The following is a 20677-nucleotide window of genomic DNA, read 5'->3' as shown; positions in this document are numbered from 1 at the left end:
TCCCAGCGGCCTGGTCCCCCTGGTCGCCGCCTCTGCGCGTACTGCTGCACGCACTAGGCAGCGTATCCGGTCACGAGTGGATCACTGCACGGGCATGTCCCCAACCAGCGCGTCGGGGTGCCGCGCAGGGCCGTCCGGGAGCCCGTTCGGGCGCGCGGACGGACGCGGGCCGGCACGGAGGCGCCCGGCCCCCGCCGAACGGCGGGGGCCGGGCGTCGGTTGCCGGGCGACGGGGCCGGGCGGCCTAGCGGACGAAGAGCGAGGCTTTCGACGCCAGGTCGAGGAAGTACTGCGGCAGCAGGCCGAGGCCGAGGGTGACCAGCACGCCGACGCCGATGGCGGTGGCGGTGAGCGGGCTGGGCACGGCCACCGAGGGGCCCTGCGGCTGCGGCTCGGAGAAGAACATCAGCACGATGACGCGGATGTAGAAGAACGCCGCGACGGCCGAGCTGAGCACGCCGACGATCACCAGCGGGGTGGCGCCGCCGGCCGCCGCGGCCTGGAAGACCGCGAACTTGCCGGTGAAGCCGCTGGTCAGCGGGATGCCCGCGAAGGCCAGCAGGAACAGGGCGAAGACCGCCGCGACCAGCGGGGAGCGCCGGCCGAGGCCGGCCCAGCTGGACAGGTGGGTGGCCTCGCCCTTGGAGTCGCGCACCAGGGTGACCACGGCGAAGGCGCCGAGCGTCACGAAGGAGTAGGCGAGCAGGTAGAAGAGGACGGCGCTCAGGCCCTGCCGGTTGGTGGCGATCACGCCGGTGAGGATGAAGCCGGCGTGGGCGATCGAGGAGTAGGCGAGCAGCCGCTTCACGTCCTGCTGGGTGACCGCCAGGATCGCGCCGGCCACCATGGTGAGGATGGCGACGCCCCACATGACCGGCCGCCAGTCCCACTTCAGGCCGGGGAAGGCCACGTAGAAGAGGCGCAGGAACGCACCGAAGGCGGCGGTCTTGGTGGCCGCGGCCATGAAGCCGGTGACCGGGGTCGGGGCGCCCTGGTAGACGTCCGGGGTCCAGGCGTGGAACGGCACGGCGCCGACCTTGAAGAGCAGGCCGACGGCGAGCATGGCCAGGCCGATCAGCAGCAGCGCGTCGTTCTGGGTGGTGACGGCGAGCGCCGGGGTGACCGGGGCGACCCCGGAGACCACGTCGGCGATGTCGCCGAGTTGGACGCTGCCCGCGTAGCCGTACAGCAGGGCGGTGCCGAAGAGGAAGAACGCCGAGGCGAACGCGCCGAGCAGGAAGTACTTGAGCGCCGCCTCCTGGGAGAGCAGCCGGCGCCGGCGGGCGAGGCCGCACAGCAGGTAGAGCGGGAGGGAGAGCACCTCCAGCGCCACGAACATGGTCAGCAGGTCGTTGGCGGCGGGGAAGAGCAGCATGCCGCCGACGGCGAAGAGGGTGAGCGGGAAGACCTCGGTGGTGGTGAAGCCGGCCCGGGTGGCCTCGCGCTCCTGGTCGCCGCCGGGGACGGCGCCGCCCTGGGCGGTGAAGGAGTCGACGCCGTGCCCGTTGAGGCGCGGCTCCAGCCGGCGCTCGGCGTAGGTGAGGACGGCCATCACCGCGGTGAGCAGGATGACGCCCTGCAGGAAGAGCGCCGGGCCGTCGATCGCGACCGAGCCCATCGCGAGCAGGCCGGCCTGCGTGGTGGCGTGGCCCTGGGCGGCGAGCACGACCACCGCGGCGAAGGCGCCGACGAGGCCGAGCAGCGACACGCCGGTCTGCACGCCGTAGCGGGCCCGGCGGGGCACGAAGGCCTCGGCGAGGATGCCCACGACCGCGGCGGCGAAGACGATCAGCATCGGTGAGAGCTGGCCGTACTCGATGTGCGGGGCGGGGATGCTCGCGCTGTTGCCGCCCGCGGCGGCGAGCCACAGGGTGGGGCTCATTCGTGCTCACCTCCGGTGGTGGCGGCGACCGGGTGGGCCGGTGCCGGGTCGGTCCGGTGGACCTGGGAGAGCGTGGCGTCCACGGCCGGGTTCACCATGTCGGTGAGCGGCCTGGGGTACACGCCGAGCAGCAGGGTGAGTGCCACCAGCGGTGCCACCACGGCGAGTTCGCGGACCTTGAGGTCCGGCATGCCCTCGATCCGGGGCTTCACCGGGCCCGTCATGGTGCGCTGGTACAGCAGCAGGGCGTACAGCGCGGCCAGCACGATGCCGAAGGTGGCGGCGATGCCGATCGCCGGGTACCGGCTGAACGTGCCGACCAGCACCAGGAACTCGCTGACGAACGGCGCCATGCCGGGCAGCGACAGGGTGGCGAGTCCGCCGATCAGGAAGGTGCCGGCGAGCACCGGGGCGACCTTCTGCACGCCGCCGTAGTCGGCGATCAGGCGCGAGCCGCGGCGGGAGATCAGGAAGCCGGCGACGAGCATCCAGGCGGCGGTGGAGATGCCGTGGTTGACCATGTAGAGGGTGGCTCCGGTCTGGCCCTGGCTGGTCAGCGCGAAGATGCCCATGATGATGAAGCCGAAGTGCGAGATGGAGGCGTAGGCGACCAGCCGCTTGATGTCCTTCTGCCCGATGGCCACCAGGGCGCCGTAGACGATGCCGATCAGCGAGAGCACGAGGATCGCCGGGGCGAAGGTCTTGGACGCGTCGGGGAAGAGGCCGAGGCAGTACCGCAGCATCGCGAAGGTGCCGACCTTGTCGACGACCGCGGTGATCAGGACGGCCGTTCCGGCGGTGGACTCGCCCATCGCGTTCGGCAGCCAGGTGTGCAGCGGCCAGAGCGGTGCCTTCACCGCGAAGGCGAAGAAGAAGCCGAGGAAGAGCGCCTTCTCCGTGGTCGGGTCGATCGCCAGCTTGCCGTCGGCGATCGCGTTGGTGAGCGTCGGCAGGTCGAAGGTGGCGAGGTCCTGGTCGGCGGCGACGACGTACAGCCCGATCACCGCGGCCAGCATGACCAGGCCGCCGAGCAGGTTGTACAGCAGGAACTTCACCGCGGCGTAGGAGCGCTGCCTCCCGGCGTCGGGTCCGCCGGCCCGGTCGCCGAAGCCGCCGATCAGGAAGTACATCGGGATCAGCATGGCTTCGAAGAAGACGTAGAAGACGAAGACGTCGGTGGCCAGGAAGGACACCAGCACCATCGCCTCGACCGCCAGGATCAGGGCGAAGAAGCCCTGGGTGCGGCGCTTGGCCTCGAAGCTGCCCTCGGGGGCGGGGGCCGGGTCGGGGTCGTGCCAGGAGGCGAGCATCACCAGCGGCACGAGGACGGCGGTGAGCAGGGCGAGGACGGCGCCGATGCCGTCCACGCCGAGCGAGAAGGAGATGCCGAAGGAGCGGATCCAGCTGTGGGACTCGGTCAGCTGGTAGCGGGGGCCGCCCGGTTCGAACCGGGCGGCGACGACGGCGGTCAGCGCGAGGGCGGCCGCCGAGACGGCCAGGGCGACGGCCTTGGTGGTGCGCCGGCGGGCCTCGCTGTTGCCCGCCGGCAGCGCGGCGGTGACCACCGCGCCCGCGGCGGGCACGGCACAGGTCGCGGTCAGCAGGTAGCTCATGGCCGGCCTCCCCGCAGAGCCTCAGCAGTCATGGTGTGACCTTCCATCAGACCGACCTCATGAGCAGGGTGGTGGCGACCAGCACGAGCGTGCCGCCGAACATGGAGAGCGCGTACGTGCGGACGTAGCCCGTCTGCACCCGCCGCAGCCGGCTGGAGACGCCGCCGATGGTGGCGGCGAGGCCGTTGACGAAGCCGTCCAGGCCGCGGCTGTCGAACCAGACCAGGGTCGCGGCGAGCGCCGAGCCGGGGCGGACCAGGACGGCGTGGTTGAAGTCGTCCTGGAGCAGGTCGCGGCGGGCGGCCCGGGTGAGCGCGGAGCCCACCGGCGGGGTGACCGGGATCCGGCTGCGGCCGTACATCGCGTAGGCCAGGCCGACGCCGGCCAGCATGCAGACGGTGGTGAGCGCGGTGACGACGGCCGCCGGGATCGGCGGGTGGCCCTCCTCGAAGCCGGTGACCGGCTCCAGCCACTTCAGGAAGGCGTCGCCGTAGGTGAACAGCGCGCCGGCGAAGACCGAGCCGACCGCGAGGACCACCATCGGCAGCGTCATGACCTTGGGCGACTCGTGCGGGTGCGGCTCCTCGCCGGTCTCCGGGTCGGCCTGCCAGCGCTTCTCCCCGAAGAAGGTCATCATCATCACGCGGGTCATGTAGAACGCGGTGACGGCCGCGCCGACCAGGGCGCACAGGCCGAGGATCCAGCCCTCCGTGCCGCCCTTGGAGAACGCCGCCTCGATGATCTTGTCCTTGGAGAAGAAGCCGGACAGACCGGGGAAGCCGATGATCGCCAGGTAGCCGAGGCCGAAGGTGGCGAAGGTGATCGGCATGTACTTCCGCAAGCCGCCGTAGTGGCGCATGTTCACCTCGTCGTCCATGCCGTGCATGACCGATCCGGCGCCGAGGAAGAGCCCGGCCTTGAAGAAGCCGTGGGTGACCAGGTGCATGATCGCGAAGACGTAGCCGATCGGGCCGAGGCCCGCGGCCAGCACCATGTAGCCGATCTGCGACATCGTCGAGCCGGCCAGCGCCTTCTTGATGTCGTCCTTGGCGCAACCGACGATCGCACCGAAGAGCAGGGTGACCGTGCCGACGACCGTCACCACGAGCTGGGCGTCGGGCGCCAGGTTGAAGATGTCCGCCGAACGCACGATCAGGTAGACGCCGGCGGTCACCATGGTCGCCGCGTGGATCAGTGCGGAGACCGGGGTCGGGCCCTCCATGGCGTCGCCGAGCCAGGACTGCAGCGGCACCTGGGCGGACTTGCCGCACGCGGCGAGCAGCAGCATCAGCGCGATCGCGGTGAGCTTGCCCTCGCTCGCGCCGTCGGCGGCCCCGAAGACCGGGCCGAAGGCGAAGGAGCCGAACTCGACGAACATCAGCATGATCGCGATCGACAGGCCGAGGTCGCCGACGCGGTTGACGATGAACGCCTTCTTGGCGGCCGTCGCCGCGCTCGGCTTGTGCTGCCAGAAGCCGATCAGCAGGTACGAGGCGAGGCCCACGCCCTCCCAGCCGACGTACAGCAGCAGGTAGTTGTCGGCCAGCACCAGCAGCAGCATGGCGGCCAGGAACAGGTTGAGGTAGCCGAAGAACCGGCGGCGGCGCTCGTCGTGCGCCATGTAGCCCGTCGAGTACACGTGGATCAACGTGCCGACGCCGGTGATCAGCAGGACGAAGGTCATGGACAACTGGTCGAGCTGGAAGGCGACGTCGGCCTGGAAGCCGTTCACCGGGATCCAGCTGTAGAGGAATTCGCGGACGGGGCGCTGGTCCGTGGGCCGGCCGAGCATCTCGGCGAAGAGGACCAGGCCGATCACGAAGGACGCGGCGGCCGCGAGGGTGCCAAGCCAGTGGCCGAACCGGTCGAGCGCGCGCCCGCCGAGCAGCAGCAGGGCGGCGCCGGCCAGCGGGACCGCGACCAGCAGCGGAATGAGTGAGTTCACCGTGGGCCCTCCGCCTACAGCTTCATCAGGTTGCTGTCGTCGACCGAGGCGGTGTGCCTGGTCCGGAAGATGCTCACGATGATGGCGAGGCCGACGACGACCTCCGCCGCCGCGACCACCATGGTGAAGAAGGCGATGATCTGGCCGTCCAGGTTGCCGTGCATCCGGGAGAAGGTGACCAGCGCCAGGTTCGAGGCGTTGAGCATCAGCTCGACGCACATGAACAGCACGATCGCGTTCCGCCGGATCAGCACACCGGACGCGCCGATGGTGAACAACAGGGCGGAGAGGTAGAGGTAGTTGACGGGGTTCACGCCTCGTCCTCCTTCTTCTCCTTCGTCGGCACCGTCTCCAGCGCGGCGCGCTGCTCGGGCGTCGCCGGGCGGGCGGAGGACGGGCGGCCCAGCCAGTCGGCGGTGGACTCCTCCAGCTCCGCCATCCGCTGCAGCATCTCCTGGCTGACGTCGCGGATCTGGCCGCGCTCGCGCAGGGTGCCCATCACCGAGTCCTCGGCGACGGTGCCGTCCGGCAGCAGGCCGGGGACGTCCACGGCGTTGTGCCGGGCGTAGACGCCGGGCGCGGGCATCGGGGGCACCTGGAGGTTGTCCCTGACCCGCTGGGCGGCCAGCTCGCGCTGGGTCTTCGGCTTCTGCACGTACTCGCGGTGGGTCAGCACCATCGCGCCGATCGCCGCGGTGATCAACAGGGCGCCGGTGACCTCGAAGGCCCACACGTACTTGGTGAAGATCAGCCGGGCCAGGCCCTGCACGTTGCCCTCGGCGTTGGCCTCGGAGAGGCCGGTGAAGCTGTGCAGCCTCGCGTTGGCGAGGCCGGCGATCAGCAGCACGCCGAAGCCGAGCCCGCAGAGCACCGCGGCGAACCGCTGGCCCTTGAGCTGCTCCTTCAGCGAGTCCGCGCTGGTGACGCCGACCAGCATGACCACGAACAGGAAGAGCATCATGATCGCGCCGGTGTAGACGACGATCTGCACCACGCCCAGGAACACCGCGCCCTGGGCCATGTAGCAGACCGCGAGCGCCAGCATCGTCGCCGCCAGGCAGAGCGCGCTGTGCACCGCCTTCTTCATCAGCAGCATGCCGAGCGCACCGCCGACGGCGATCACCGCGAGGACCCAGAACTGGACGGCCTCTCCGGTGGAGGTCATGGCTGCACCTCCTTCTCGTGCTGGTGCCGCTCCTGCTGCACGGTGCCGGGCGCGGCCTGGGTGATCTCGCCCCGGTAGTAGGCCTGTTCGTCGGCCCCGGGGAAGATGGCGTGCGGGCTGTCGACCATGCCCTCGGTGAGGCCGACGAGCAGCTGCTCCTTGGTGAAGATCAGGTCGGCCCGGGTGGAGTCGGCGAGCTCGTACTCGTTGGTCATGGTGAGCGCGCGGGTCGGGCAGGCCTCGATGCACAGCCCGCAGAGGATGCAGCGGGCGTAGTTGATCTGGTAGACCGCGCCGTACCGCTCGCCGGGCGAGTAGCGCTCGTCGTCCTGGTTGTCGGCGCCCTCGACGTAGATGGCGTCGGCCGGGCAGGCCCAGGCGCACAGCTCGCAGCCGACGCACTTCTCCAGGCCGTCGGGGTGCCGGTTGAGCTGGTGGCGGCCGTGGAAGCGCGGGGCGGTGGGCTTCTTCTGCTCCGGGTACTGCTCGGTGAGCCGCTTCTTGAACATGGCCCTGAAGGTCACGCCGAAGCCGGCGGCCGGGCCGAGGATCGACGGCTTGGCTGTCGTGTCGTGCCCTGAGGTGTCGTCCGATGACACGTCGGCTCAGCTCCCTTCGGTGTGGTCGGCCCCGTTGAGGGCGTCCTGGAGTTGCGGGGCGCGGCTGCGCCGGCGCGGGACGGGCGGCAGTTCCTGGCCGGGCATCGGCGGCACCGGGTAGCCGCCGGCCATCGGGTCGAACGCGGCGGGCGGGGCGGGTTCGGCCGCGGCGGGCTTCTTCCGCAGCAGGTCCCAGACCAGCGCGAGCAGCAGCAGCGCGGCGATCGGGGCGCCGACCCAGAGCACCACCTTGGCGAAGTCGTAGCCCTCGTTGCGCAGCGCCCGGACGCTGGCCACCATCACCAGCCAGACCAGCGAGACCGGGATGAGGATCTTCCAGCCCAGCTTCATGAACTGGTCGTAGCGCAGCCGGGGCAGCGTGCCGCGGAGCCAGATGAAGAAGAAGAGCAGCAGCTGGATCTTGACGATGATCCAGAGCATCGGCCACCAGCCGTGGTTGGCGCCCTCCCAGAAGGTCGAGATCGGCCACGGGGCGCGCCAGCCGCCGAGGAAGAGCGTCGAGGCGACGGCCGAGACGGTCACCATGTTGACGTACTCGGCGAGCATGAACATCGCGAACTTCAGCGAGGAGTACTCGGTGTTGAAGCCGCCGACCAGCTCGCCCTCGGCCTCCGGGAGGTCGAAGGGCGCCCGGTTGGTCTCGCCGACCATCGCGATGACGTAGACGATGAACGAGACCGGCAGCAGCACCGCGAACCAGGTCGGCTGCTGGGAGGCGACGATCTCCGAGGTCGACATCGAGCCCGAGTAGATGAAGACCGCGGCGAAGGACAGGCCCATCGCGATCTCGTAGCTGATCATCTGGGCGGAGGAGCGGATGCCACCGAGCAGCGGGTAGGTCGAGCCGGAGGACCAGCCGGCCAGCACGATGCCGTAGATGCCGACGGAGGCGGTCGCCAGGATATAGAGCAGGGCGATCGGCAGGTCGGTGAGCTGCAGCGGGGTGCGGGTGCCGAAGATCGACACCTGGTCGTCGGCCGGGCCGAAGGGGATCACCGCGAAGGCCATGAACGCCGGGATCGCGCTGACGATCGGGGCGAGGATGTAGACCACCTTGTCGGCCCCGGTGACGACCAGGTCCTCCTTGAGGGCCAGCTTCACGCCGTCGGCGAGCGACTGGAGCATGCCCCAGGGGCCGTGCCGGTTGGGGCCGATCCGCAGCTGCATCCAGGCGACGACCTTGCGCTCCCACACGATCGCGATCAGCACGGTGCCGACCAGGAAGGCGAAGACGAAGACCGCCTTGAGCAGCACCAGCCACCAGGGGTCCCGGCCGAAGAAGGCGAGCGTGTCGTAGGCGGCGAGCATCTGGGGGGCAGCGAGGGTTCGCATCACGCCTCCTGTGCCGGTGCGATGGTGACCAGGTGGCCGACGGTGGTGCCGAGGGCGCGGTGCGCGCCGCCGGGGGTGGAGTTGAGGGGCAGCCAGACGGTGCGGTCGGGCATGTCCTCGGTGACCTCCAGCGGAAGGACGACCGAGCCGGCCGGGCCGGTGACCCGCAGCGCCGCGGTGGCGCCGATCTCGGTGGCGGTGCCCGCGGAGAGCCGGGCGACGGCCGGGTGCCGGGTGCCGGCGAGGTGCTCGTCGCCCTCCTGGAGGGTGCCGTTGTCGAGCAGCAGCCGGTGGCCGGCGAGCACGGCCTGGCCGGTGGCCGGACGGGGCAGCGGCGCCGGGTGCGCGGACGGTGCGGCCGGGCGGTCGCCCGCCCAGGGGGTGAAGCCGTCGAGTTCGCGGCGGGCGGCGGTGACGTCCGGCAGGCCGAGCGGCCGGCCGAGCGCGTCGGCCAGCATGTTCAGCACCCGCACGTCCGGGTGCAGGTGGCGCTGCATCAGCTGGTCGGCCTTGAGCGCGGGCTCGAACAGCCGGACCCGGCCCTCCCAGTCGAGGAAGGTGCCGGCCTTCTCGGCGACCGCGGCCACCGGCAGCACCACGTCGGCGTGCGCGGTGACGGCGGACGGCCGGAGCTCCAGCGAGACCACGAACGCGGCCGTGGCGAGCGCCTCCTCGGCGAGCGCCGGGTCTGCGAGGTCCTCGACGCCGACGCCGCCGACCAGCAGCGCGTCCAGGTCGCCGGCCGCGGTCGCGGCGAGGATCTGGTCGGTGTCGCGGCCGAGCCGGGACGGCAGGTCGGGCACGCCCCAGGCGGCGGCGGCCTCGGCGCGGGCGGCTAGCACGGTGACCGGCCGGCCGCCGGGCAGCAGGCCGGGCAGCGCACCGGCCTCCACCGCGCCGCGCTCGCCGGCCCGGCGCGGCACCCAGGCGAGCGAGGCGCCGGTGGCGTGGGCGAGCCGCAGGGCGGCGGTGAGGCCGCCGGCGGTGTCGGCGAGCCGCTCGCCGACCAGGATCACCGAGCCGGGCGAGCGCAGGGCGTCGGCGGCCCGGCCGGCGTCGTCGGCGAGCACCTCGTCGCCGGCGAGGGCGGCCAGCCACTCGGCCTCGGTGCCGGGCGCGGCGGGCAGCAGCGCGCCGCGCAGCTTGCCGAGGCCGCGGGTGGCGTGCGAGGCGATCGCGTAGACGCGCTGGCCCTTGTCGCGGACGGCCTTGCGCAGCCGCAGGAAGACGATCGGCGACTCCTCCTCGGGCTCCAGGCCCGCCAGCAGGACGGCCGGGGCGTCCTCCAGCTGCTGGTAGGTGGGGCCGGTGCCGTCCAGGTCGGTGCCGCGGCCGGCGACGGCGGCGGCCAGGAAGTCCGCCTCCTCGCTGCTGTGCGGGCGGGCCCGGAAGTCGACGTCGTTGGTGCCGAGCACCAGGCGGGCGAACTTGGCGTAGGCGTAGGCGTCCTCGACGGTGACGCGGCCGCCGGCGAGCACGCCGGTGCGGGCGCCGCGCAGTCCCTCGGCGGCCCGGGCGAGCGCCTCGGGCCAGGAGGCGGGGGCGAGTTCGCCGTCCTCTCCACGGACCAGCGGGGTGGCGATCCGGTCGCGCTGCTGGGCGTAGCGGAAGGCGAAGCGGCCCTTGTCGCAGCTCCACTCCTCGTTGACCTGCGGCTCCTCGCCGGCGAGGCGGCGCATGACCTTGCCGCGGCGGTGGTCGGTGCGCAGCGAGCAGCCGGAGGAGCAGTGTTCGCAGACGCTGGGTGAGGAGACCAGGTCGAAGGGGCGGGAGCGGAAGCGGTAGGCGGCGGAGGTGAGTGCGCCGACCGGGCAGATCTGGATGGTGTTGCCGGAGAAGTAGGAGCGGAAGTCGTCGCCCTCGCCGGTGCCGACCTGCTGGAGGGCGCCGCGTTCGACGAGGTCGATGAAGGGGTCTCCGGCGATCTGCTGGGAGAAGCGGGTGCAGCGGGCGCAGAGCACGCAGCGTTCGCGGTCGAGCAGGACCTGGGTGGAGATCGGCACGGGCTTGGGGTACGTCCGCTTGACGCCCTCGAACCGGGTGTCGGCGTCGCCGGTGGACATCGCCTGGTTCTGCAGGGGGCACTCGCCGCCCTTGTCGCAGACCGGGCAGTCCAGCGGGTGGTTGATGAGCAGCAGTTCCATCACGCCGCGCTGTGCCTTCTCGGCGACGGGCGAGCTGAGCTGGGTGCGGACGACCATTCCCTCGGCGACCGGGATCGTGCAGGAGGCGACCGGCTTGCGCTGGCCCTCGATCTCGACGATGCACTGGCGGCAGGCGCCGGCGGGGTCGAGCAGCGGGTGGTCGCAGAAGCGCGGGATCTGGGTGCCGATCTGCTCGGCGGCGCGGATGACCAGGGTGCCCTTGGGCACCTGGACCTCGACGCCGTCGATGGTGAGCGTGACGAGGTCGGTGGCCGTGGACGAACCCGCGGCGGAGTCGCCGGTCGTTGCAGTGGTCACGCGTGCACCTCCCTCTCGGTGGCGGACTCGTGGGCGTGGTGCCGGCCTGCCCAGACGGTGGAGGCGGCGGGGTCGAGCGGGCAGCGCCGCTCGGTGAGGTGCTGCTCGTACTCCTCGCGGAAGTACTGGAGCGAGGAGACGATCGGGCTGGCTGCGCCGTCGCCGAGGGCGCAGAAGGACTTGCCGTTGATGTTGTCGGCGATGTCGAGGAGCTTCTCCAGGTCGCCGCTCTCGCCCTGGCCGGCCTCGATCCGCTTGAGCAGCTGGACGAGCCAGTAGGTGCCCTCGCGGCAGGGGGTGCACTTGCCGCAGGACTCGTGGGCGTAGAACTCCGTCCAGCGGGTGACGGCGCGCACCACGCAGGTGGTCTCGTCGAAGACCTGGAGGGCCTTGGTGCCGAGCATGGAGCCGGCGGCGCCGACGCCCTCGTAGTCGAGCGGGACGTCGAGGTGCTGGTCGGTGAACATCGGGGTGGAGGAGCCGCCCGGGGTCCAGAACTTGAGGCGGTGGCCGGCCCGGATGCCGCCGCTGATGTCCAGCAGCTGGCGCAGCGTGATGCCGAGCGGTGCCTCGTACTGGCCGGGGTTGGTGACGTGTCCGGACAGCGAGTAGAGGGTGAAGCCGGGGGACTTCTCGGTGCCGAGGCCCTTGAACCACTCCTTGCCGCGGCTGAGGATCGGCGGCACGGAGGCGATCGACTCGACGTTGTTCACCACGGTCGGGCAGGCGTAGAGGCCGGCGATCGCGGGGAACGGCGGGCGGAGCCGGGGCTGGCCGCGGCGGCCCTCCAGGGAGTCGAGGAGGGCGGTCTCCTCGCCGCAGATGTAGGCGCCGGCGCCGGCGTGCACGGTGATGTCGAGGTCGATGCCGGAGCCGAGGACGTCCTTGCCGAGGTAGCCGGCCTCGTAGGCCTCGGCGACGGCGGCCTGCAGCCGGCGCAGCACCGGGACGACCTCGCCGCGCAGGTAGACGAAGGCGTGGTTGCAGCGGATCGCGTAGGAGGCGATCACCATGCCCTCGATCAGCGAGTGCGGGTTGGCGAAGAGCAGCGGGATGTCCTTGCAGGTGCCCGGCTCGGACTCGTCCGCGTTGACGACCAGGTAGTGCGGTTTGCCGTCGTTCTGCGGGATGAACTGCCACTTCATGCCGGTCGGGAAGCCGGCGCCGCCGCGGCCGCGCAGTCCGGCGTCCTTGACGAGGGCGATGACGTCGTCGGGCGGCATGGCGAGGGCGTTGCGCAGGCCGGTGTAGCCGTCGTGGCGGAGGTAGGTCTCCAGTGTCCAGGGGCGGTCGTCGTCCCAGCTGGCGGAGAGGACCGGCGTCAGGAGCTTCTCGGCCGGTTCGGCGGAGGTCATCACGCTTCGGTCCCTTCGTGGCGGGGGGCGACCACCTTGGTGCCCGGGGTGCCGGGCAGGGCCTCGCCCTTGGCGAGCTTGAGGCCCGCGAGGGAGGGGGTGCCGCCGGCGCCGGACTCGTCGACGGCGCCGGGGCGCTCGTCGGGGAAGCCGGCGAGGATGCGGGCGGTCTCCTTGAAGGAGCAGAGCTTGGCGCCGCGGGTGGGGTGGACCTCCCGGCCGGCGCGCAGGTCGTCGACGAGCTGCTTGGCGCTCTCGGGGGTCTGGTTGTCGAAGAACTCCCAGTTGACCATCACCACGGGGGCGTAGTCGCAGGCGGCGTTGCACTCGATGTGCTCGATGGAGATCTTGCCGTCGTCGGTGGTCGCGTTGTTCTCGATGCCGAGGTGCTGCTTGAGCTCGTCGAAGATCTGGTCGCCGCCGAGGACGGCGCACAGGGTGTTGGTGCAGACGCCGACGTGGTGCTCGCCGGCGGGCCGGCGGCGGTACATGGTGTAGAAGGTGGCGACCGCGGTGACCTCGGCGGTGGTGAGGTCGAGCTGTTCGGCGCAGAAGCGGATGCCGGTCGGGGTGACGCAGCCCTCCTCGGCCTGGACGAGGTGGAGCAGCGGCAGCAGGGCGGAGCGGGCGACCGGGTAGCGGCCGATCAGTTCGCGGGCGTCGGCGGCGAGCCGCTCGTGGACGTCCTGCGGGTACGGCTTGGCCGGCAGTGCCGGCAGTCCGAGTTCGACGTTGCTCACCGGTCCACGCCTCCCATCACCGGGTCGATCCCGGCCACCGCGACGATGACGTCGGCGACCTGGCCGCCCTCGCACATCGCCGCCATCGTCTGCAGGTTGGTGAACGAGGGGTCGCGGAAGTGGACCCGGTAGGGCCGGGTGCCTCCGTCGCTGACCACGTGCACCCCGAGTTCGCCCTTGGCCGACTCGACGGCCGCGTAGGCCTGGCCGACGGGCACCCGGAAGCCCTCGGTGACCAGCTTGAAGTGGTGGATCAGGGCCTCCATGGAGGTGCCCATGATCTTCCGGATGTGGTCGAGGGAGTTGCCCATGCCGTCGGGGCCGACGGCGAGCTGGGCGGGCCAGGCGATCTTCTTGTCGCCGACCATGACCGGGCCGGGCTTCAGCCGGTCGAGGCACTGCTCGACGATCCGCAGTGACTCCTTCATCTCCTCCAGCCGGATCAGGAACCGGCCGTAGGAGTCCGCGGTGTCGGCGGTGGCGACCTCGAAGTCGTAGTCCTCGTAGCCGCAGTAGGGGTCGGTCTTGCGCAGGTCGTGCGGCAGGCCGGTGGCGCGCAGGATCGGGCCGGTGGCGCCGAGGGCGAGGCAGCCGGCCAGGTCGAGGTGGCCGACGTCGACCAGGCGGGCCTTGAACACCGGGTTGGTGGTGGCGAGTTTGTCGTACTCGTGCATCCGGGAGCGGAAGAGCGCGACCGCTTCGCGGATCTTGTCGACGGCGCCGGGCGGGAGGTCCTGGGCGAGGCCGCCGGGGCGGATGTAGGCGTGGTTCATCCGCAGGCCGGTGATCAGCTCGAAGACGTCCAGGATGAGTTCGCGGTCGCGGAAGCCGTAGATCATCAGCGTGGTGGAGCCGATCTCCATGCCGCCGGTGGCGAGCGCCACGAGGTGCGAGGAGATGCGGTTGAGCTCCATCATGAGGACACGGACCACGTTGGCGCGCTCGGGCACGTCGCCGGTGATGCCGAGCAGCTTCTCGACGGCGAGGCAGTAGGCGGTCTCGTTGAACAGCGGTGTCAGGTAGTCCATGCGGGTCACGAAGGTGGTGCCCTGGACCCAGGTCCTGAACTCCATGTTCTTCTCGATGCCGGTGTGGAGGTAGCCGATGCCGCAGCGGGCCTCCGTCACCGTCTCGCCGTCGATCTCCAGGATCAGCCGCAGCACGCCGTGGGTGGACGGGTGCTGGGGGCCCATGTTGACGATGATCCGCTCGTCGTCGGCGCGGGCGACGGCCTCGACGACCTCGCCCCAGTCGCCGCCGGTGACGGTGAAGACGCGCCCCTCGGTGGTCTCCCGGGCGCCGGCCTCTTCGTAGTGGTGAGTGGTCATCAGCTGTACGACCTCCGCTGGTCGGGCGCCGGGATCTGGGCGCCCTTGTACTCGACGGGGATGCCGCCGAGCGGGTAGTCCTTGCGCTGCGGGTGGCCCAGCCAGTCGTCCGGCATCATGATCCGGGTGAGGGCGGGGTGGCCGTCGAAGACCAGGCCGAAGAAGTCGTAGGTCTCGCGCTCGTGCCAGTCGTTGGTCGGGTAGACGCTGACCACGGACGGGACGTGCGGGTCGGAGTCCGGTGCGGTGACCTCCACCCGGATCAGCCGGGTGTGGGTGATCGACCGCAGGTGGTAGACGGCGTGCAGCTCGCGGCCCTGGTCGGACGGGTAGTGGACGCCGCTCACGCCGAGGCACAGCTCGAAGCGGAGCGCCGGGTCGTCGCGCAGGGTGCGGGCGGCCGTCAGCAGGTGCTCGCGGGCGATGTGGAAGGTGAGTTCGCCGCGGTCGACGACGGTCTTCTCGACCACCTCGGCCACGTCGAGTCCCTGCTCCTCCAGGGCGCCCTCGAACTCGTCGGCGACCTCGTCGAACCAGCCGCCGTAGGGGCGGGTGCTGGCCGGGGGCAGCACGACGGGTCGGGTGAGGCCGCCGAAGCCGGAGGTGTCGCCGGTGCCCTGGGCGCCGAACATGCCCTGGCGCCTGCCGATCACCTCGACGGGGATCTCCTTGCGGGTGGCGGGCACGCCGTTCTGCTCGGTCATCGCAGCAGCCCCCGCATCTCGCTGACCGGGGTGGCCTGCAGGGCGACCTGCTCGGCCTGCTCCTCGGCGCGGCGGCGGTTCACGCCGAGCTTCTCGTGCTGGATCTTCTCGTGCAGCTTCAGGATCGCGTCCATCAGCATCTCCGGGCGGGGCGGGCAGCCCGGCAGGTAGATGTCGACGGGGACGATGTGGTCCACGCCCTGGACGATCGCGTAGTTGTTGAACATGCCGCCCGAGGAGGCGCACACGCCCATCGAGATGACCCACTTCGGGTTGGCCATCTGGTCGTAGACCTGGCGCAGCACCGGGGCCATCTTCTGGCTGACCCGGCCGGCCACGATCATCAGGTCGGCCTGCCGCGGGGAGCCGCGGAACACCTCCATGCCGAACCGGGCCAGGTCGTAGCGGCCGGCGCCGGTCGTCATCATCTCGATCGCGCAGCAGGCCAGGCCGAAGGTGGCGGGGAAGAGCGACGCCTTCCGCACCCACCCAGCGGCGGTCTCCACGCTGGTGAGCAGAAAGCCGCTCGGCAGCTTCTCCTCGATACCCATCAGATCCCTCTCAATGCCCTCAAGTCCGGTGGCTTGTCCGCCCGTTCACAAAGTCAGCGGTCAGTCCCACTCCAGACCGCCGCGGCGCCAGACGTAGGCGTACGCGACGAAGACGGTGGCGATGAACAGGAGCATCTCGACCAGCCCGAAGATCCCGAGGGCGTCGAAGCTGACCGCCCACGGGTAGAGGAAGACGATCTCGATGTCGAAGACGATGAAGAGCATCGCCGTCAGGTAGTACTTGATCGGGAACCGCCCGCCGCCCACCGGCTGCGGGGTCGGCTCGATACCGCACTCGTACGCCTCCAACTTGGCCCGGTTGTAGCGCTTCGGGCCGGTCAGCGAGGCCATCACGACGGAGCCGACCGCGAACGCCGCCGCGATGGCACCGAGTACGAGGATCGGCGCGTAGGCATTCATAGCCCCCGCTCCCTCCGTCCAGTCGTCCTTGACTGCAGATAGGAACCGCCGGGTCACGCTGGGGTGATCCGGTGATCCGGACCGTGAGATCGACCCCATGTGAGGCAGTTCACAAAGCCCGGATCGAGCGCATCCTATGCCCGTCGGCTTGTGATCTGCGACACGCGGTTCTGAACGATCTTTGTGATCTGCGCCACCTCGCAAACGACCACCAACCAGCCCGAGTCGCGGCCTATCCACACAATGGAGGCAAATGGTCACAAACAGTCGCATTCACTTCTGAAGCGACTGGTCAGAGGCCTGCGCCTATATCAATCATGCGGCGGCCGGAGCAAATTTCTGAGCACTCCGTCGGGCGTGATATAGGCACCTCACCCGCCCGAGTGCGCGGGCGGTGCGGTCGATTGACCTTTCTTTCACAAGCTCACGAATGCCCGCCGCGCACCCGTTCAGCGGCTGGCCGCCCGGCCCGCCGCCCGCCACCCTTGGTCCATGCCCCTCCCCCGGTACGGCGTGGCCGCCGGCACCTTCCACGACTTCACCCGCGACCCCTCGCACGACTTCGGCCGCTGGTACCACGGCCACCTCACCCTGACGACGCCCGAGGGTCCGTACCGCGCGGCACTGGACGTGGACTCGCCGGACGACAACGGGGTCGCCTACCGGGTCGTCGACGGCCTCACCACCGCCGACATCGCGACCGTCCGCGCCCTGCCGGACGGGTTCCACCCGCTGGCCTCCGACCCGGCCTCCGGCGCCCTCGACTACGTGCGCAGCCCGGCGCTCCAGGACGTCACCTGGCTCGCGGCCCTCGCCGCACTGCTACGCCGGCTGCGGCTGCTGCTGGGACGCCCCGCCGTGGGCGCCCCCGCCTTCGGGCCGGACCTCGCCGACCGGCTCGCCGCACTGCTGCCGGTACGGGCCTTCCCCTGGGTGCCCAGCGACGGCGACAACGCACTGGACGTGCTGCAGCCGTACCTGCAGGCCGCGAGCCGGATCTACGTCTTCGGCCAGTCCTTCGACACCGGCCTCGGCGTCCACGACGTCCACCTCAACCAGGGCGACCCGTACGGCAGCCAGTGGTGGGACGACGACGGCCCCTGGCAGGACGGCGCCGTGGTCTGCGAGCACCCCACCGGGTCGGTCGCGGTCTGGCAGATCAAGTTCGACACCCAGGTCCTCACCACGGACGACGCCGGGCACCCCCGCTGAGGCCCTGCCGGAGGGCGGCCGCACTCCCGTACGGTGGAGGACCGCCCGTCCGCCGCCGCACAGGAGCCGCCCGCATGGAGACCAGCAACTGGGAGAGCATCGACCGCCTGGTGGGCTGGCTGGACGGGGCGAGCACCCTGCCCGCCGGGGAGGAGCGGCTGCTGCGGCTGCTCAAACTCACCGAGGAGGTCGGCGAGGTGGGGCAGGCCGTCATCGGCGCCACCGGGCAGAACCCGCGCAAGGGCGTGACGCACGGCTGGGAGGACGTCCAGGCCGAGCTGTGCGACGTGGTGGTCAGCGCGCTGGTCGCCCTGCGCACCCTCACCCCGGACGCCCGGACCGTCTTCGAGGACCGCCTCGCCCGCATCGAGGCCCGCTCCCTGGCGGTCCACCAGGAGGCCTAGCCCCGCAGGGGCAGGAGGCCGGGCAGCGCGCCGGGGCAGCAGGTCAGGGGGCGCGGCGAGCTGCGCAGTCCGGGGGTCGGCACCGTGCGGAGTCGGCCGAGCCCGTTCCGTACGGTGCCCGCACCCGCATTGCGCAGTCCTCCCCCGGCCTTCGGCCGGGAGGTGCCCCCACCCGCCCCTGGGGTGGCCCCGTGCCTCCTACCCGCCGGTGAGGCGGAAGGCGGTGCGGCCGAAGCCGACCTGGTCGCCCGGGGCTACGCGCACCGGGCCGGTCACCCGGCGGCCGTTGACGAAGGTGCCGTTGGCCGAGCCGAGGTCGTGCAGCACCCAGCCGCCGTCCTGGTAGCGGAGTTCGGCGTGGGTACGGGAGACGGTCGAGTCGGACAGCCGCAGCCCGCTGCCGTGGTTGCGGCCGATCAGCAGCGGCTGCGGACCGGGCTGCGGCAGGCCGAGTTCGGGCAGCTGCTGGTTGCGCCAGGTGCGCCGCAGGCGGAATTGGAAGGCCGAGACGCCGCCGACCGCGCGCAGCACGATCCGGGAGACCGGCCCGCCGGTGGGCAGGCCGGCCAGCGCCTCGTCGATCTCGGCGCGGGTGCGGGCGACGAGCACCAGCTCCATCCGCCGCATGAAGGTGTCGTGGGACAGCCGACCGTTGCCGACCCCGTCGCGCAGCGCTCCGAGCGCCCGCTCGCGGTCGGCCTCGGACGGCCGGGCCACCTCTGCCCCGAACTCTGCTGACGCCATGGAAGGGATTGTCCGACCAGCAGAACTTCCCTGTCCAGCGGCGCTGCGCGGCCCGGCCGTCAGGCGCGGGGCGCGACCTTGGTGAGGCCGTTGATGATGCGGTCCATGGCGTCGCCGCCCTGCGGGTCCGTCAGGTTCGCGAGCAGCTTCAGCAGGAACTTCATCAGGACGGGGTGGGTGAGGCCGCGTTCGGCAGCGGTCTGCATGATCTTCGGGTGGCCGAGCAGCTTCACGAAGACCCGGCCCATGGAGTAGTAGCCGCCGTAGACCTCCTTGAGGATCTGCGGGTAGCGCTGCAGGGCGCGCTCGCGGCCGGCGTCGGTGACCCGGGCCATCGCCTGGACGACGACGCCCGCGGCGATCTGGCCGGACTCCATGGCGTAGGCGATGCCCTCGCCGTTGAACGGGTTGACCATGCCGGCGGCGTCGCCGACCAGCAGCAGGCCGCGGGTGTAGTGCGGCTGCCGGTTGAAGGCCATCGGCAGGGCCGCGCCGCGGATCGGGTCGGTCATGTTCTCGGGGGTGTAGCCCCACTCCTCGGGCATGCTCGCGCACCAGCTCTTCAGCACCTCGCGCCAGTTGAGGTCGCCGAAGGCGGGCGAGGAGTCGAGGATGCCGAGTCCGACGTTGCTGGTGCCGTCGCCCATGCCGAAGATCCAGCCGTAGCCGGGCAGCAGCTTGCGCTGGCCGTGCCGGGTGTCCCAGAGCTCCAGCCAGGACTCCAGGTAGTCGTCGTCGTGCCGGGGCGAGGTGAAGTACGTCCGGTAGGCGACGCCCATCGGGCGGTCCTCACGGCGGTGCAGGCCCATCGCGACCGACAGCCGGGTGGAGTTGCCGTCCGCGGCGACGACCAGCGGCGCGCGGAAGACGACCGGCCGCTTCTCGTCGCCGAGCTTGGCGGTGACGCCGGTGATCCGGCCGGTGCGCTCGTCCAGCACCGGGCCGGTGACGTTGCAGCTCTCGTACAGCCGGGCGCCGGCCTTGGAGGCCTGACGGGCCAGCAGTTCGTCGAAGTCGGCGCGCTTGCGGACGAGGCCGTAGTCCGGGAAGGCGGACAGCTCGGGCCAGTCGAGCTCCAACCGGACGCCGCCGCCGATGATCCGCAGGCCCTTGTTGTGCAGCCAGCCGTTCTCGGTGGAGACGTCGATGCCCATGTCGACGAGCTGCTTGGTCGCGCGCGGGGTCAGGCCGTCGCCGCAGACCTTCTCCCGCGGGAACTCGGTCTTCTCCAGCAGCAGGACGTCCAGCCCGGCCTGCGCCAGGTAGTACGCGGTGGTGGAGCCGGCCGGGCCCGCCCCGACCACGATGACGTCGGCGGTGGCCTCGACGGTGCCGCTCAGGTCGATGGGGGTGTCGGACACGGGGGCACACTCCTGCACGGGACGGCGGACGGCTGGCTGGGACTGAGTGTAACCAGCGCTTACGCGCGGAAACCCCGGTGCAGCGCCACGATGCCGCCGGTGAGGTTGCGCCAGGCGACCTTCGACCAGCCGGCCTGCTGCAGCTTGGCCGCCAGCTCGGGCTGGTCGGGCCAGGAGCGGATGGACTCGGCGAGGTAGACGTAGGCGTCCGGGTTGCTGCTGACCGCGGAGGCGACCGGCGGCAGCGCCCGCATCAGGTACTCGGTGTAGACCGTGCGGAAGGGCGTCCAGGTCGGCGTGGAGAACTCGCAGATGACGATCTTTCCGCCGGGCTTGGTGACCCGGTGCATCTCGCGCAGCGCGGCGTCGGTGTCCTGCACGTTGCGCAGCGCGAAGGAGATGGTGACGGCGTCGAAGGTGGCGTCGGCGAAGGGCAGCTTCGTCGCGTCGCCCGCGGTCATCGCCAGCTCGGGGTGGCGCTGCTTGCCCTCGGCGAGCATGCCGGTGGAGAAGTCGCAGGGCACCACCTTGGCGCCGGCCTCGGCGAACGGCAGCGAGGAGGTGCCGGTGCCGGCCCCCAGGTCGAGGACCAGCTGGCCGGGCTCGGCCGCGACCGCGTCGGCGACCGCCCGCCGCCAGGCCCGGGCCTGGCCGAGGGAGAGCACGTCGTTGGTGCGGTCGTACTTGGCCGCGACGTCGTCGAACATGGCGGCGACTTCGTGGGGCTGCTTGTCCAGGGAGGCTCGGGTCACGCCCCCATTGTTCACCCTGGCGGCACCCGGCCGGGCAACGGGTGCACATCGGAGCGCCGTGCACCCGGCGGCGGCCGGATGCTTCGT

General features: G+C 71.3%; 19 protein-coding genes. 2 read left to right on the top strand and 17 right to left on the bottom strand.

All coding sequences use genetic code 11. The features are described 5' to 3' along the window. Positions 1-244: 244 nt before the first annotated feature. The 14 genes from nuoN to IE98_RS0114715 are packed head-to-tail and all read right to left on the bottom strand — an operon-like array spanning position 245 to position 16117. Positions 245-1882, bottom strand: a complete 1638-nt coding sequence (gene nuoN / locus IE98_RS0114780) for an NADH-quinone oxidoreductase subunit NuoN (protein ID WP_030268993.1) — start codon at positions 1880-1882, stop codon at positions 245-247. Next, positions 1879-3495, bottom strand: a complete 1617-nt coding sequence (locus IE98_RS0114775; protein WP_030268991.1) for an NADH-quinone oxidoreductase subunit M — start codon at positions 3493-3495, stop codon at positions 1879-1881. Before IE98_RS0114775 ends, nuoN begins: the two co-directional genes overlap by 4 nt. Positions 3496-3541: 46 nt before the next feature. Beyond that, on the bottom strand, positions 3542-5440 hold the full coding sequence (gene nuoL / locus IE98_RS0114770; protein ID WP_030268989.1) for an NADH-quinone oxidoreductase subunit L: 1899 nt from the start codon (positions 5438-5440) through the stop codon (positions 3542-3544). A gap of 14 nt (positions 5441-5454) precedes the next feature. Then, complete coding sequence (nuoK, locus tag IE98_RS0114765) at positions 5455-5754, bottom strand: NADH-quinone oxidoreductase subunit NuoK (RefSeq protein ID WP_030268988.1); 300 nt, start codon at positions 5752-5754, stop codon at positions 5455-5457. Further along, positions 5751-6605 carry an NADH-quinone oxidoreductase subunit J gene (locus IE98_RS0114760; protein WP_043174166.1) on the bottom strand — a complete coding sequence of 285 codons (855 nt, stop codon included), beginning with the start codon at positions 6603-6605 and terminating at the stop codon, positions 5751-5753. The genes nuoK and IE98_RS0114760 overlap by 4 nt, the downstream gene beginning before the upstream one ends. After that, positions 6602-7204: an NADH-quinone oxidoreductase subunit NuoI gene (nuoI, locus tag IE98_RS0114755; protein WP_052390522.1), complete on the bottom strand. Its 603-nt coding sequence runs from the start codon at positions 7202-7204 to the stop codon at positions 6602-6604. Before nuoI ends, IE98_RS0114760 begins: the two co-directional genes overlap by 4 nt. A 6-nt stretch (positions 7205-7210) precedes the next feature. Continuing rightward, positions 7211-8557: an NADH-quinone oxidoreductase subunit NuoH gene (nuoH, locus tag IE98_RS0114750; protein WP_030268982.1), complete on the bottom strand. Its 1347-nt coding sequence runs from the start codon at positions 8555-8557 to the stop codon at positions 7211-7213. Beyond that, positions 8557-11019 carry an NADH-quinone oxidoreductase subunit G gene (locus tag IE98_RS0114745; RefSeq protein WP_030268980.1) on the bottom strand — a complete coding sequence of 821 codons (2463 nt, stop codon included), beginning with the start codon at positions 11017-11019 and terminating at the stop codon, positions 8557-8559. Before IE98_RS0114745 ends, nuoH begins: the two co-directional genes overlap by 1 nt. Continuing rightward, positions 11016-12374, bottom strand: coding sequence for an NADH-quinone oxidoreductase subunit NuoF (gene nuoF / locus IE98_RS0114740; protein ID WP_030268978.1), 1359 nt, complete (start codon positions 12372-12374; stop codon positions 11016-11018). The genes IE98_RS0114745 and nuoF overlap by 4 nt, the downstream gene beginning before the upstream one ends. Then, positions 12374-13093 carry an NADH-quinone oxidoreductase subunit NuoE gene (gene nuoE, locus IE98_RS0114735; protein WP_052390534.1) on the bottom strand — a complete coding sequence of 240 codons (720 nt, stop codon included), beginning with the start codon at positions 13091-13093 and terminating at the stop codon, positions 12374-12376. Before nuoE ends, nuoF begins: the two co-directional genes overlap by 1 nt. A 17-nt stretch (positions 13094-13110) precedes the next feature. Continuing rightward, complete coding sequence (locus IE98_RS0114730; RefSeq protein WP_030268974.1) at positions 13111-14442, bottom strand: NADH-quinone oxidoreductase subunit D; 1332 nt, start codon at positions 14440-14442, stop codon at positions 13111-13113. Beyond that, on the bottom strand, positions 14442-15146 hold the full coding sequence (locus IE98_RS0114725) for an NADH-quinone oxidoreductase subunit C (protein WP_030268972.1): 705 nt from the start codon (positions 15144-15146) through the stop codon (positions 14442-14444). Before IE98_RS0114725 ends, IE98_RS0114730 begins: the two co-directional genes overlap by 1 nt. After that, complete coding sequence (locus tag IE98_RS0114720; RefSeq protein WP_030268970.1) at positions 15143-15697, bottom strand: NuoB/complex I 20 kDa subunit family protein; 555 nt, start codon at positions 15695-15697, stop codon at positions 15143-15145. Before IE98_RS0114720 ends, IE98_RS0114725 begins: the two co-directional genes overlap by 4 nt. Before the next feature lie 60 nt (positions 15698-15757). Next, positions 15758-16117: an NADH-quinone oxidoreductase subunit A gene (locus tag IE98_RS0114715; protein ID WP_014137597.1), complete on the bottom strand. Its 360-nt coding sequence runs from the start codon at positions 16115-16117 to the stop codon at positions 15758-15760. A 492-nt stretch (positions 16118-16609) separates the two neighbouring features. Here IE98_RS0114715 and IE98_RS0114710 point away from each other — a divergent pair, with 492 nt between their 5' ends. Together IE98_RS0114710 and IE98_RS0114705 are read left to right on the top strand one after the other, a co-directional pair. Beyond that, entirely contained in the window at positions 16610-17329 is a 720-nt protein-coding gene (locus IE98_RS0114710; RefSeq protein WP_030268969.1) for a DUF2278 family protein, read from the top strand. A 74-nt stretch (positions 17330-17403) separates the two neighbouring features. Then, positions 17404-17733 (top strand): MazG-like family protein, encoded by a 330-nt coding sequence (locus IE98_RS0114705; protein ID WP_043174161.1) that lies wholly within the window; start codon positions 17404-17406, stop codon positions 17731-17733. Positions 17734-17931: 198 nt separating this feature from the next. Here the strand turns inward: IE98_RS0114705 and IE98_RS0114700 are convergent, their stop codons facing one another. From IE98_RS0114700 to IE98_RS0114690, 3 genes are all read right to left on the bottom strand, one after another. Beyond that, complete coding sequence (locus tag IE98_RS0114700) at positions 17932-18477, bottom strand: DUF1707 and FHA domain-containing protein (protein ID WP_030268965.1); 546 nt, start codon at positions 18475-18477, stop codon at positions 17932-17934. Positions 18478-18536: 59 nt separating this feature from the next. Then, the gene (locus IE98_RS0114695; protein ID WP_030268963.1) at positions 18537-19817 is read right to left on the bottom strand and encodes a geranylgeranyl reductase family protein; all 1281 of its coding nucleotides are present in this window, start codon (positions 19815-19817) and stop codon (positions 18537-18539) included. 80 nt (positions 19818-19897) lie between these two features. Further along, entirely contained in the window at positions 19898-20590 is a 693-nt protein-coding gene (locus IE98_RS0114690; RefSeq protein ID WP_030268961.1) for a demethylmenaquinone methyltransferase, read from the bottom strand. Positions 20591-20677 lie beyond the last annotated feature (87 nt).

Origin of the sequence: Streptomyces sp. NRRL B-24484 (assembly GCF_000717715.1) — a bacterium.
GTDB lineage: Bacteria > Actinomycetota > Actinomycetes > Streptomycetales > Streptomycetaceae > Kitasatospora.
The sequence above is the reverse complement of the archived record's forward strand: the minus strand, read 5'-3'. Positions and strand labels throughout refer to the sequence as shown.

Coding starts and splice junctions, on each gene's coding strand:
- nuoN (WP_030268993.1), bottom strand. CDS start 1,882: ATGAGCCCCACCCTGTGGCTCGCCGCCGCGGGCGGCAACAGCGCGAGC.
- IE98_RS0114775 (WP_030268991.1), bottom strand. CDS start 3,495: ATGAGCTACCTGCTGACCGCGACCTGTGCCGTGCCCGCCGCGGGCGCG.
- IE98_RS0114760 (WP_043174166.1), bottom strand. CDS start 6,605: ATGACCTCCACCGGAGAGGCCGTCCAGTTCTGGGTCCTCGCGGTGATC.
- nuoH (WP_030268982.1), bottom strand. CDS start 8,557: ATGCGAACCCTCGCTGCCCCCCAGATGCTCGCCGCCTACGACACGCTC.
- nuoF (WP_030268978.1), bottom strand. CDS start 12,374: ATGACCTCCGCCGAACCGGCCGAGAAGCTCCTGACGCCGGTCCTCTCC.
- IE98_RS0114730 (WP_030268974.1), bottom strand. CDS start 14,442: ATGACCACTCACCACTACGAAGAGGCCGGCGCCCGGGAGACCACCGAG.
- IE98_RS0114725 (WP_030268972.1), bottom strand. CDS start 15,146: ATGACCGAGCAGAACGGCGTGCCCGCCACCCGCAAGGAGATCCCCGTC.
- IE98_RS0114720 (WP_030268970.1), bottom strand. CDS start 15,697: ATGGGTATCGAGGAGAAGCTGCCGAGCGGCTTTCTGCTCACCAGCGTG.
- IE98_RS0114715 (WP_014137597.1), bottom strand. CDS start 16,117: ATGAATGCCTACGCGCCGATCCTCGTACTCGGTGCCATCGCGGCGGCG.
- IE98_RS0114710 (WP_030268969.1), top strand. CDS start 16,610: ATGCCCCTCCCCCGGTACGGCGTGGCCGCCGGCACCTTCCACGACTTC.
- IE98_RS0114705 (WP_043174161.1), top strand. CDS start 17,404: ATGGAGACCAGCAACTGGGAGAGCATCGACCGCCTGGTGGGCTGGCTG.
- IE98_RS0114700 (WP_030268965.1), bottom strand. CDS start 18,477: ATGGCGTCAGCAGAGTTCGGGGCAGAGGTGGCCCGGCCGTCCGAGGCC.